Source organism: Acinetobacter sp. TW_SC_4, assembly GCF_054861205.1.
Genome location: NZ_CM142174.1, coordinates 610,796 through 623,941 on the forward strand (window position 1 = coordinate 610,796; position 13,146 = coordinate 623,941).

At 44.4% G+C, this 13,146-nt stretch carries 7 protein-coding genes, 2 tRNA genes and 3 rRNA genes; 11 read left to right on the forward strand and 1 reads right to left on the reverse strand.

What is annotated here, in order from left to right:
* Nucleotides 1-67: 67 nt before the first annotated feature.
* Nucleotides 68-985 carry an MlaA family lipoprotein gene (locus ACWM1W_RS02925; protein ID WP_034170814.1) on the reverse strand — a complete coding sequence of 306 codons (918 nt, stop codon included), beginning with the start codon at nucleotides 983-985 and terminating at the stop codon, nucleotides 68-70.
* 547 nt (nucleotides 986-1,532) lie between these two features.
* Here ACWM1W_RS02925 and ACWM1W_RS02930 point away from each other — a divergent pair.
* From ACWM1W_RS02930 to hisD, 11 genes are all read left to right on the forward strand, one after another.
* Nucleotides 1,533-3,070: ribosomal RNA gene (locus tag ACWM1W_RS02930) — 16S ribosomal RNA — on the forward strand.
* 61 nt (nucleotides 3,071-3,131) lie between these two features.
* A tRNA-Ile gene (locus tag ACWM1W_RS02935) sits at nucleotides 3,132-3,208 on the forward strand.
* Between the two features lie 61 nt (nucleotides 3,209-3,269).
* Nucleotides 3,270-3,345: transfer RNA gene (locus ACWM1W_RS02940), tRNA-Ala, on the forward strand.
* Between the two features lie 379 nt (nucleotides 3,346-3,724).
* Nucleotides 3,725-6,616, forward strand: a 23S ribosomal RNA gene (locus tag ACWM1W_RS02945).
* 230 nt (nucleotides 6,617-6,846) lie between these two features.
* Nucleotides 6,847-6,961: ribosomal RNA gene (gene rrf / locus ACWM1W_RS02950) — 5S ribosomal RNA — on the forward strand.
* Together the 16S, 23S and 5S rRNA genes with 2 tRNA genes alongside form the textbook arrangement of a ribosomal RNA operon.
* A 267-nt stretch (nucleotides 6,962-7,228) precedes the next feature.
* The gene (locus tag ACWM1W_RS02955; protein WP_034170606.1) at nucleotides 7,229-8,674 is read left to right on the forward strand and encodes an RNA polymerase factor sigma-54; all 1,446 of its coding nucleotides are present in this window, start codon (nucleotides 7,229-7,231) and stop codon (nucleotides 8,672-8,674) included.
* Nucleotides 8,675-8,859: 185 nt separating this feature from the next.
* Nucleotides 8,860-9,192 carry a ribosome hibernation-promoting factor, HPF/YfiA family gene (hpf, locus tag ACWM1W_RS02960; RefSeq protein ID WP_004783414.1) on the forward strand — a complete coding sequence of 111 codons (333 nt, stop codon included), beginning with the start codon at nucleotides 8,860-8,862 and terminating at the stop codon, nucleotides 9,190-9,192.
* A gap of 135 nt (nucleotides 9,193-9,327) precedes the next feature.
* Nucleotides 9,328-9,579, forward strand: a complete 252-nt coding sequence (gene ibaG / locus ACWM1W_RS02965) for a BolA family iron metabolism protein IbaG (RefSeq protein ID WP_004783413.1) — start codon at nucleotides 9,328-9,330, stop codon at nucleotides 9,577-9,579.
* A 7-nt stretch (nucleotides 9,580-9,586) separates the two neighbouring features.
* Nucleotides 9,587-10,843, forward strand: coding sequence for a UDP-N-acetylglucosamine 1-carboxyvinyltransferase (gene murA / locus ACWM1W_RS02970; RefSeq protein WP_214001566.1), 1,257 nt, complete (start codon nucleotides 9,587-9,589; stop codon nucleotides 10,841-10,843).
* A complete protein-coding gene (gene hisG, locus ACWM1W_RS02975) occupies nucleotides 10,843-11,544 on the forward strand; it encodes an ATP phosphoribosyltransferase (RefSeq protein WP_005234128.1) in 702 nt (233 codons plus the stop codon). The genes murA and hisG overlap by 1 nt, the downstream gene beginning before the upstream one ends.
* Nucleotides 11,545-11,732: 188 nt before the next feature.
* The gene (hisD, locus tag ACWM1W_RS02980; protein ID WP_214001565.1) at nucleotides 11,733-13,034 is read left to right on the forward strand and encodes a histidinol dehydrogenase; all 1,302 of its coding nucleotides are present in this window, start codon (nucleotides 11,733-11,735) and stop codon (nucleotides 13,032-13,034) included.
* Nucleotides 13,035-13,146 lie beyond the last annotated feature (112 nt).

The following is a 13,146-nucleotide window of genomic DNA, read 5'->3' on the forward strand; positions in this document are numbered from 1 at the left end:
GTACTATAACAAGCAAATGATTGCTAGCGAACAGTTTCCGCTAGCAAATCATCATTGAGCTTAGGTTTCAAAGGTCATCACTAGAAGATTCAGTCTCATTTTCATCGAGAGATTCATCTTCAAGATTTTCATCATCGAAGTCATCTTCAAGGAATAAAGATTCCTGTTCCAGACCTTTTTTCTGGGCAATCATATAATTGGTGCGCTGCAAATAAATATCGCGAATTTGTGCATAACGATCACCTGTTAACACACCTTCAATATCAAGTAATTCTGCACGATTATCAATTGCACGCCAGAATTGATCACCCCAATACAAGCCTTCATCATCTTCAAGAATATATTTCTGTGGACGGGTCTGGCTATCGACTGCCATACCGAAAGTATCACGCACAGAACTTGGGCCTAGGAACGGTAACATCACATAAGGGCCAGAAGGTACACCATAATAACCTAGTGTGATCCCGAACTTTTCATCTTCATGATCCAATCCCAGACGACGGGCAGGATCTGCCAGACCTAAAGTAGTTAAGGTATTAATGGTAAAACGGCCCAAAGATTTTGCCGCACGAGCAGGACGGCCCTGAATCAACTGGTTTACCGCATTCCATGGTTCACCCAAATTGCTACGGAACTGGGTGTAGCTGCCACGAACATCTTGAGGAACCTTTTTCTGATACTGAACCGCAATGGGGCGAACGACTGCCTGATCGATTGCATCATTAAATTGATACACCTTTCTATTCCAGCTCTGAAAAGGATCTTTAACTTCTTCAGCCTGTGCAGCACTAGCATCGACTTTTAGCTGAGTTTGCAGGTGACTCACCTTGGAAGATATTTTTTCTCTGAGTGGAACCGTATCAGTAGTAGTAGAAGATTCAGTTTCTATTTCAGTCTGTTCAGCCTGAGTAGTGTCTTCAGCAAAAATTAATGGGCTAGAGGCCAAAGAAAATAAGCATAAAGATAAATAAATAGAGCGATGCATAAGGAAACCCCAAAGCCTTGTTCTGAGTATAGTGGCGTTGTTTAACCCGGAATAATAAACTGTATTACTAGGAATAGGCGTAATTTAAGCAAAATTGTATAATAAATGGATAAAAACTTCATAAAAGACTAAAAATTAGACATGCGGTAAGATTTATTTAAAAAAGTTGTTGCAAGGCATCTGAAATACTGTAGAATGCACATCCATCGGCGGTGATGAAGATTAAAACTTCTGATAAAACAGTAACTTAGCATGAAATAGTTAAGTTGGGTTTTAGAAAGGGGGGTTAAAAATAATTTTCATTACTGGTTGACTTTCTAGAGATAGAGAGTAATATAGCCGACCTAGCTTGCTACTGACGAAGTAGTAAGAAGATCATTAAGAGATTATGAAGAACAACTTGTGTGGATTTTTACTGGTTGATTGATCGAAATTATTTTCATTGATTGATTGGTTTGAATTACTCGAAGTTTATTTGAGCGAAATTTAAGTCAGGAAATTGATGAGCCAAGTTTAAGAGTTTTACTTATAAAACTCGAAATGATTTTAACTGAAGAGTTTGATCATGGCTCAGATTGAACGCTGGCGGCAGGCTTAACACATGCAAGTCGAGCGGGGATAGGGTGCTTGCACCTGATTCCTAGCGGCGGACGGGTGAGTAATGCTTAGGAATCTGCCTATTAGTGGGGGACAACGTTCCGAAAGGGACGCTAATACCGCATACGTCCTACGGGAGAAAGCAGGGGATCTTCGGACCTTGCGCTAATAGATGAGCCTAAGTCGGATTAGCTAGTTGGTGGGGTAAAGGCCTACCAAGGCGACGATCTGTAGCGGGTCTGAGAGGATGATCCGCCACACTGGGACTGAGACACGGCCCAGACTCCTACGGGAGGCAGCAGTGGGGAATATTGGACAATGGGGGGAACCCTGATCCAGCCATGCCGCGTGTGTGAAGAAGGCCTTTTGGTTGTAAAGCACTTTAAGCGAGGAGGAGGCTTACCTGGTTAATACCTGGGATAAGTGGACGTTACTCGCAGAATAAGCACCGGCTAACTCTGTGCCAGCAGCCGCGGTAATACAGAGGGTGCAAGCGTTAATCGGATTTACTGGGCGTAAAGCGCGCGTAGGTGGCTAATTAAGTCAAATGTGAAATCCCCGAGCTTAACTTGGGAATTGCATTCGATACTGGTTAGCTAGAGTATGGGAGAGGATGGTAGAATTCCAGGTGTAGCGGTGAAATGCGTAGAGATCTGGAGGAATACCGATGGCGAAGGCAGCCATCTGGCCTAATACTGACACTGAGGTGCGAAAGCATGGGGAGCAAACAGGATTAGATACCCTGGTAGTCCATGCCGTAAACGATGTCTACTAGCCGTTGGGGCCCTTGAGGCTTTAGTGGCGCAGCTAACGCGATAAGTAGACCGCCTGGGGAGTACGGTCGCAAGACTAAAACTCAAATGAATTGACGGGGGCCCGCACAAGCGGTGGAGCATGTGGTTTAATTCGATGCAACGCGAAGAACCTTACCTGGCCTTGACATACAGAGAACTTTCCAGAGATGGATTGGTGCCTTCGGGAACTCTGATACAGGTGCTGCATGGCTGTCGTCAGCTCGTGTCGTGAGATGTTGGGTTAAGTCCCGCAACGAGCGCAACCCTTTTCCTTATTTGCCAGCACTTTGGGTGGGAACTTTAAGGATACTGCCAGTGACAAACTGGAGGAAGGCGGGGACGACGTCAAGTCATCATGGCCCTTACGGCCAGGGCTACACACGTGCTACAATGGTCGGTACAAAGGGTTGCTACTGCGCGAGCAGATGCTAATCTCAAAAAGCCGATCGTAGTCCGGATCGCAGTCTGCAACTCGACTGCGTGAAGTCGGAATCGCTAGTAATCGCGGATCAGAATGCCGCGGTGAATACGTTCCCGGGCCTTGTACACACCGCCCGTCACACCATGGGAGTTTGTTGCACCAGAAGTAGCTAGCCTAACTGCAAAGAGGGCGGTTACCACGGTGTGGCCGATGACTGGGGTGAAGTCGTAACAAGGTAGCCGTAGGGGAACCTGCGGCTGGATCACCTCCTTAACGAAAGATTGACGATTGGTAAGAATCCACAACAAGTTGTTCTTCATGACGATGTATCTGAGGGTCTGTAGCTCAGTTGGTTAGAGCACACGCTTGATAAGCGTGGGGTCACAAGTTCAAGTCTTGTCAGACCCACCACTAACGACAAGCAAGCAATTGCAGAGTGAAGAAATCAGAGACATTGACTTATTGATAAGCTGGGGACTTAGCTTAGTTGGTAGAGCGCCTGCTTTGCACGCAGGAGGTCAGGAGTTCGACTCTCCTAGTCTCCACCACTCATTGCGATGCAATGAGTTAAACATTAAGCAAACGGTTTGATAGCTTATAGAGCTTAGTAAGAAAGCGGCGTATAATACGCGGCATTGTTATTAAGCTCTGTGATTTATCACAGTAATGCAGTCCGACGAGGATGCATTAAATCATTAACAGAATATATTTGAGTTGAAATAATTTGTTCATACTCATACAAGAGCGGAAACAAGAGATCGCAAGATTGATTGTTGAAGTGATTGAATGAGAACTAGCGAAATTAACTGAATCAAGCGTTTTGGTATATGAATCTAATTGAAGCTGTACAGTGATTAAGTTCACAAGATCGCAAACAACTACGTTGCTACACTGACTTGTAGGTGTAACGACTGTTTGGGGTTGTATAGTCAAGTAATTAAGTGCATGTGGTGGATGCCTTGGCAGTCAGAGGCGAAGAAAGACGTGATAGCCTGCGAAAAGCTCCGGGGAGGCGGCAAATATCCTGTGATCCGGAGATGTCTGAATGGGGAAACCCACCGGCTATAAGGTCGGTATCATAAACTGAATACATAGGTTTATGAGGCGAACGCGGAGAAGTGAAACATCTCAGTATCCGTAGGAAAAGAAATCAATTGAGATTCCCTCAGTAGCGGCGAGCGAAAGGGGAACAGCCCATTAAGTCATATCAGTTTTAGTGGAATGCTCTGGGAAGTGCAACCATAGTGGGTGATAGTCCTGTACACGAAAGGGCTGATATGATGATGTCGAGTAGGGCGAGGCACGTGAAACCTTGTCTGAATATAGGGGGACCATCCTCTAAGGCTAAATACTCCTGACTGACCGATAGTGAACCAGTACCGTGAGGGAAAGGCGAAAAGAACCCCTGTGAGGGGAGTGAAATAGATCCTGAAACCGCATGCATACAAGCAGTGGGAGCCACTTTGTGTGGTGACTGCGTACCTTTTGTATAATGGGTCAGCGACTTATATTCAGTAGCGAGGTTAACCGAATAGGGGAGCCGTAGAGAAATCGAGTCTTAATAGGGCGTATAGTTGCTGGGTATAGACCCGAAACCGGGTGATCTATCCATGAGCAGGTTGAAGGTTGGGTAACACTAACTGGAGGACCGAACCCACTGTCGTTGAAAAGCCAGGGGATGACTTGTGGATAGGGGTGAAAGGCTAATCAAACTCGGTGATAGCTGGTTCTCCCCGAAAGCTATTTAGGTAGCGCCTCGGACGAATACCATTGGGGGTAGAGCACTGTTTCGGCTAGGGGGTCATCCCGACTTACCAAACCGATGCAAACTCCGAATACCAATGAGTACTATCCGGGAGACAGACTGCGGGTGCTAACGTCCGTAGTCAAGAGGAAAACAATCCAGACCGCCAGCTAAGGTCCCTAAATCATAGTTAAGTGGGAAACGATGTGGGAAGGCATAGACAGCTAGGAGGTTGGCTTAGAAGCAGCCACCCTTTAAAGAAAGCGTAATAGCTCACTAGTCGAGTCGGCCTGCGCGGAAGATGTAACGGGGCTAAAACTATGTACCGAAGCTGCGGATTTGCAATTTATTGCAAGTGGTAGGGGAGCGTTCTGTAAGCCGATGAAGGTGGATTGAGAAGTCTGCTGGAGGTATCAGAAGTGCGAATGCTGACGTGAGTAACGACAAAACGGGTGAAAAACCCGTTCGCTGAAAGACCAAGGGTTCCAGTCCAACGTTAATCGGGGCTGGGTGAGTCGACCCCTAAGGCGAGGCCGAGAGGCGTAGTCGATGGGAAATTGGTTAATATTCCAATACTTCAGTGTAATGCGATGAGAGGACGGAGAAGGTTAAGTCAGCCTGGCGTTGGTTGTCCAGGTGGAAGACAGTAGGCATGCATCTTAGGCAAATCCGGGGTGCTCTATGCTGAGAGTTGATAGCAAGCCAGTTTACTGGTGAAGTGGCTGATACCATACTTCCAGGAAAAGTCTCTAAGCTTCAGTTACACTGGAATCGTACCCGAAACCGACACAGGTGGTCAGGTCGAGTAGACCAAAGCGCTTGAGAGAACTCTGCTGAAGGAACTAGGCAAAATGGTACCGTAACTTCGGGAGAAGGTACGCTGCCGGCGGTGATAGGACTTGCTCCTTGAGCTGTTGGCAGCCTCAGAAACCAGGCCGCTGCAACTGTTTATTAAAAACATAGCACTCTGCAAACACGAAAGTGGACGTATAGGGTGTGATGCCTGCCCGGTGCTGGAAGGTTAATTGATGGGGTTAGCGTAAGCGAAGCTCTTGATCGAAGCCCCAGTAAACGGCGGCCGTAACTATAACGGTCCTAAGGTAGCGAAATTCCTTGTCGGGTAAGTTCCGACCTGCACGAATGGCATAATGATGGCGGCGCTGTCTCCAGCAGAGGCTCAGTGAAATCGAATTCGCCGTGAAGATGCGGTGTACCCGCGGCTAGACGGAAAGACCCCGTGAACCTTTACTGCAGCTTGACATTGAACTTTGATCTTACTTGTGTAGGATAGGTGGGAGGCTTTGAAGTGGTGACGCTAGTTGCCATGGAGCCGTCCTTGAAATACCACCCTGGTAATATTGAGGTTCTAACTCTGCTCCCTGATCGGGAGCGAGGACCATGTCTGGTGGGTAGTTTGACTGGGGCGGTCTCCTCCTAAAGAGTAACGGAGGAGTACGAAGGTGCGCTCAGCGTGGTCGGAAATCACGCGTAGAGTATAAAGGCAAAAGCGCGCTTAACTGCGAGACCCACAAGTCGAGCAGGTACGAAAGTAGGTCTTAGTGATCCGGTGGTTCTGTATGGAAGGGCCATCGCTCAACGGATAAAAGGTACTCTGGGGATAACAGGCTGATACCGCCCAAGAGTTCATATCGACGGCGGTGTTTGGCACCTCGATGTCGGCTCATCTCATCCTGGGGCTGAAGCAGGTCCCAAGGGTATGGCTGTTCGCCATTTAAAGAGGTACGCGAGCTGGGTTTAGAACGTCGTGAGACAGTTCGGTCCCTATCTACCGTGGGCGCTGGAAATTTGAGAGGATCTGCTCCTAGTACGAGAGGACCAGAGTGGACGAACCTCTGGTGTACCGGTTGTGACGCCAGTCGCATCGCCGGGTAGCTATGTTCGGAAGGGATAACCGCTGAAAGCATCTAAGCGGGAAGCCTACCTCAAGATAAGATTTCCCCGAGACTTTATGTCTCCTAAAGAGCCGTTGAAGACTACGACGTTGATAGGTTGGATGTGGAAGCATAGCGATATGTGAAGCTGACCAATACTAATTGCTCGTGAGGCTTGACTATACAACACCCAAGCAGTTGTATATAAAGCGTCAATTGATTTCATATTGATCTAACGATCAGACGAAAACTTGATTTAGTTAAGCTAATCGAACAAATGAGAGTATAATTAAGCACTGCTTAGTTCTACTCGCAAGAACTCAGATATTCTGTTAATAACTCATTTGGAAAAAGCATTGGCATACACTGAAAAGTGAGACATAAGACCAAAGCAAGTATCCATAAACAGTTGTGCTGGCGACCATAGCAAGAGTGAACCACCTGATCCCTTCCCGAACTCAGAAGTGAAACCTCTTAGCGCTGATGGTAGTGTGGGGTCTCCCATGTGAGAGTAAGTCATCGCCAGCTCATTATTCCTAAAAAGCCCTCTGCTCACGCAGAGGGCTTTTTTTATGCCTGGATTTAAAAAATTAAATCAAATTATATTAATTTACAAATTGGTTAACTACTATTTAATAAAAATAAGTGATTAATAATGCTTATAAAATTATATAAAAATGAAGTTAAAGTTCATGAAATCATTATAGTTTTGTGTGTTTTTTTATCAAACTATGTTATAAAAGTTAAAACGGCATGAAAATTGCTTATAAAACGAGATTTTTATTAGGGGGTCATATGAAACTATCAGTGGGATTACGAATTGCCAACTCGCTGTCATTAACTCCACAGTTACAACAAGCAATCCGCTTATTACAATTATCCAGTCTGGAACTAGAGCAAGAAATCCAGCTACAACTTGATAGTAATCCTTTGTTAGAAAAAGTTGAAGAGCAAATCAGTGTTGAAAGTCTTTCTACTGTTGATGCGGGTCAAAAGGATTTAACTAATGAACTTAATGCAGACCATCTTCCGGACGATCTCCCTGTAGATACCGACTGGGATGATGTCTATACTCATCAACCTACAAGTCTGGGTGCAGCAGAGTTCGAAGAGCGGGAAGACAATCGTCAAAGCCAGCAAAGCCTACAAGAATATATGCTCGAGCAGATCAATCTGCTGCACTTTTCTCGCATTGATCAGCTGATTGCCTACTGCATTATTGATTCTCTAGATGAAAAGGGTTTTCTGGATGCAGAAATTTCTGAGATTACTGCATCAGTACAGCATCTTTTATCTTCCATGGATTATGAGGAAGAAATCGAAGAGGATGAAGTACTCGTTGTTCTCAAGCATGTTCAGCGTCTTGATCCGATAGGAGTGGGTTCTAGAAATCTCGCTGAGTGTTTATTGATTCAGCTGGATAGCCTACCAGTTAATACCCCTTGTCGTAATGATGCGGTCAAATTGCTGCAACATTATGAGTTGCTGATTACCAATGAATTACCAAAACTCATTAAACAAACTGGCTTAAATCAGGAACAATTGCGCTGTGCCGTTGATTTACTGAAAACTCTTAAGCCATATCCGGGACAGGAGTTTGAAAGTAAGGAATCTGATTATCAGATCCCGGATGTCGTGGTAATGAAAAAGAATGACTGCTGGCAGGTGACGTTGAATCCTGATGTGATGCCAAAGTTAAGACTAAATTCTTTTTATACCAATATGATTCGTCGTGCTGATCAAAGTGAAGATAATCAATACCTGCGTAATCAGATGTTGGAAGCGAAAAACTTTATTAAAAGTATTGATGAACGACATAAAACTTTATTGAAAGTAGCGACCTGTATTGTTGAACATCAGAAAAGCTTTTTAGAGATTGGTCCTGAAGGTATGAAGCCTCTGGTTTTACGGGATATTGCTGAAGAAGTGGAACTACATGAATCAACTGTATCTCGTGTAACAACTAACAAATATATGCTGACCCCACGTGGTTTATTCGAACTGAAATACTTCTTCTCGAGTCATGTGGGAACAACTTCTGGGGGAGAGGCTTCATCTACTGCAATCCGTGCTAAAATTAAGAAAATGATTGCTGAAGAAAATGCACGTAAGCCTTTATCTGACAATGCAATTGCCAATCTTTTGAAAGAAGAGGGGATTGATGTAGCACGACGTACGGTCGCGAAATATCGTGAATCGTTACATATTCCTTCCTCTTCTGAGCGAAAAGTCTTGATCTAGTTTTTGAAATTTGATTATTCTAGAGATTCATTATGACATCGTAATGAATCTTTTTTTCTTTTGAGGAATGGTAAAAATGATCTGAATAAATGCTTTAAATCACGATTTTGCTTGAGCAAGTTGTTGTATTATTTTCATTTTTAACTGTGACTCTTCTGATCCTAACGAAGGTGAGGGATAGAACTATGCAAATAACAATTCGTGGACATCATTTATCAATTACGCCAGCGATTGAAGAAACTATAAAAACGAAATTTTCACAGATGACCAAACATCTGGATCAGGTGAACAGCATGCAGGTTAAGCTTTCCAAAGATCATCAGATTGATAAGCGCTCAAAAAGAGGTAGTAGTAACCATATCGCAGAAGCGATTGTCCGTTTACCGGGTATTGAGTTTTTTGCCCATGCCAATGCTGATGACATGTATACCTCGATTAAAATTTTGACGGAAAAATTAAAAAAACAGATTGACCGATATCGCGAAATGCAGCTGAATCATCAGAGTTTAGCCATTTAAGCGACCAAATGGGGAAAAAGAGGTTTTTAAAAGCCTCTTTTTTTATATATATAATGTATGTGACTAATGAATTATTTTTTACATTTATAGTAAAATGACTCGTTTTACACCCTTAGTCCTATAAGAGGTCTTGTGATGAATAATGAACAGCTCGCTGAAATTTTAAAAGCCGCTTTTCCTGAGGCGGATGTTGCTGTGAGTGGTCAGGGCGGAAAATTCGATCTCCGTATTGTGGATGATCAGTTTGAAGGTAAACGTCCGGTTGCACGTCAACAAGCTGTTTATGCTCCTCTCAATTCCCATATTGCCAGTGGTGCAGTGCATGCTGTGACCATTCGTGCATTGACCAAAGAAGAATGGCGTAAAGCAAGCTTATTTGGAGCTTAATCAATTAATGGATAAATTCTTAATTCAGGGCGGTATTAAGCTCGACGGTGAAGTGCGTATTTCTGGTGCAAAAAATGCAGCGCTTCCATTATTAGCAGCAATGATTCTTGCTGATACGCCAATCATACTTAGAAATGTTCCAAATTTAAAAGATGTAAATACCTTGGTGAAGCTGATTGCAGGTCTTGGGATCACGATTAGCTATGAAGGCGATACAGTTATTGCAGATACCTCTACCTTAGATAACCAGTTTGCCCCTTATGAACTCGTAAAGACCATGCGTGCTTCTATTTTGGTGCTTGGTCCTCTCTTGGCGCGCTACGGTAGTGCAAAAGTATCTTTACCAGGTGGATGTGCGATTGGGTCTCGTCCAGTCGATCAGCATTTGAAAGCATTAGAAGCTTTGGGTGCCGAGATTGAGGTTGAGGCCGGCTATGTCCATGCCAAAGTCGATGGTCGTCTGAAAGGCGGTGAAGTTGTCTTTGATATGGTGACTGTAGGTGGTACTGAAAATATTTTGATGGCTGCAGTATTGGCGGATGGTGTGACCACGATTCGCAATGCGGCGCGCGAACCTGAAATTACCGATCTTGCTCAAATGCTGATCAAGATGGGTGCGAAAATTGAAGGTCTGGATACCGATACCCTAGTGGTTACCGGTGTAGAAAGCCTGCATGGCTGTGAATATGCAGTGGTTGCCGACCGTATTGAAACCGGTTCTTATCTGGCTGCTGCAGCTATTACGGGTGGTCGTGTTAAAACCACACATACAGATCCGGCTTTAATGGAAGCTGTACTGGATAAGTTTGAGGAAATGGGTGCAGAAGTCACTCGTGGGGACGACTGGATTGAACTGGATATGATGGGCAAACGTCCGAAAGCGGTGAGCTTCCGTACCTTGCCACATCCAGATTTCCCAACAGATATGCAAGCCCAGTTAATGGCAGTCAATGCCATTGGCCGTGGATTTGCCACAATTTCTGAAACTATTTTTGAAAACCGTTTTATGCATGTCCCTGAGTTGTCACGTATGGGTGCCAATATTCAGGTAGAAGGCAATGATGCGGTGGTGACAGGAGTAGAAAAACTTTCTGCTGCGCCTGTTATGGCAACCGATTTACGTGCCTCATTCTCGTTGGTGTTAGCAGCATTGGCGGCAGAAGGCGAAACATTGATTGACCGTATTTATCATATTGATCGCGGTTATGAAAATGTAGAACAAAAGTTGCAAGGTTTAGGCGCCCAAATTAAGCGAGTAAGTTAATGAGTGATATGAGAAACGATGATCCAAACTTTGACGTAATGGGCAATTTTGATCATGGTTTAACGTTAGCATTAAGCAAGGGCCGTATCTTAAAAGAAACTTTACCTCTGCTTGAAACAGCAGGGATTAACCTGCTGGAAGATCCGGATAAATCACGTAAGCTGATTTTTCCAACCACGCATAAACAGGTGCGTATCCTGATTTTACGTGCTTCTGATGTGCCGACTTATGTTGAAAATGGCGCGGCAGATATCGGTGTTGCAGGTAAAGATGTGTTGATGGAACATGGCGCGCAAAATGTCTATGAACCATTAGATCTGAAAATTGCCAACTGTAAATTGATGACAGCAGGTAAAGTCGGCATGGAGCGTCCGAAAGGCCGTTTAAAAATTGCGACTAAATATGTGAATCTGACCCGTCAATACTATGCGAGCCTCGGTGAACAGGTTGATGTGATCAAGCTTTATGGTTCAATGGAGCTTGCACCACTGGTGGGTTTAGGTGATTACATTGTTGACGTGGTCGATACAGGCAATACACTGCGTGCCAATGGTCTTGAACCACTTGAAGAAATTTGCAAAGTCTCTTCACGTCTGATTGTGAACAAAGCCAGCTTTAAACGTAAGCAGGCATTGCTGAATCCGATTCTTGCTCAGCTTGAGCAAGCAGTTGAAGCACGAGAACAGGCGAAAAAAGCTTAAATTTAAGCTTTATCAAAGACCGTCCACTTTGGGCGGTTTTTTTATTGCTGATTATAAATATAAGAAGCTCAATGCTTTCATCAATTTTATCAAAAGCTATTTCCAATAAAACTCATAGCACAAGTCTGTTCTAGCTACCGACAAAGTCTATGAAAACAGGTAAACTAAAGCCTTCGAATTCAAACCTTATGGGTAAATTGATGCGACGTTTATCGACACAAGATCAAAACTTCAAGCAGGCGTTTGCTGACTTGTTGGCTTTTGAAACCGTGAATGATCCTGAACTTTTAAAAACTGTAGACCAAATCATTGCTGACGTACGTCAGCATGGTGATGCTCATGTTCTTAAATTGACTCAGCAGTTCGATCGACATCCAGCGCATCAATTTTCAGATTTAGAACTGACCCAAGAGCAACTTAAAGCAGCCTTTGAAGGCTTGACGACGGAAGTGCGTGAAGCTTTAGAATTGGCTGCAAACCGCATTCGCGAATTCCATCAGGCACAAAAACAGGATGGTTGGACGTATGTCGACGCTCTAGGTAATACCTTGGGTCAGAAAGTGACGCCATTGGATCGCGTAGGGATCTATGTACCAGGTGGCTTGGCTTCATATCCATCTTCGGTGTTAATGAATGCTGTTCCTGCACATGTGGCAGGTGTAGGTGAAATTGTTATGGTGGTGCCTGCTCCAAATGGTGAACTGAACCCATTAGTCTTGGCTGCTGCCTATCTGGCTGGCGTACACCGTGTATTTACCATTGGTGGCGCACAAGCAGTTGCTGCATTGGCCTATGGTACAGAAACCATTCCACGTGTCGATAAAATCACTGGTCCAGGTAACCGTTTTGTGGCTGCGGCAAAACGTGCAGTATTTGGTCAGGTCGGTATCGACATGATTGCTGGTCCTTCAGAAATTCTGGTCTATGCAGAAGGGCAGAACAATGCCAAATGGTTAGCGATGGATTTGTTATCTCAAGCTGAGCATGACACTGTTGCTCAAGCTGTATTTATTACGCCTGATGAACAGCTTCTCAATGAAGTAGAACAAGCAATTGAAGAACATTTGCAAGCTCTACCAAAAGCAGAAATTGCCCGCACTTCAATTGCCAATCGTGGTGCATTAGTGCTTGTGAAAGATCGTACTGAAGGTATTGAGCTAATTAACCAGGTGGCACCTGAACATTTAATGCTGTGTCTGGATGAAGCACAGCAAATGGCTGAAGAGATCCGACATGCGGGTGCAATCTTCATGGGACGTTATACGCCTGAAGCGATTGGTGACTATTGTGCAGGTCCAAACCATGTATTACCAACATCGGGTACAGCACGTTTCTCATCGCCATTGGGTGTCTATGATTTCCAGAAACGTTCAAGCCTGATTATGTGTTCTGAAGATGGTGTGAAAACCCTTGCGAAAACTGCAGATGTTCTGGCACAGCAGGAAAATCTGGATGCGCATGCACGCTCAGCACGTTATCGCTATCAGTAATTAAATACTTATATTGAATAAAAGATATTTCTCTCCCTTTGTGAGAGGTTAGGTAAGGGGAATTATTTAACCTCTCCCTAACCTTCTCCTAAAAGGAGAGGGAATTTGAGAA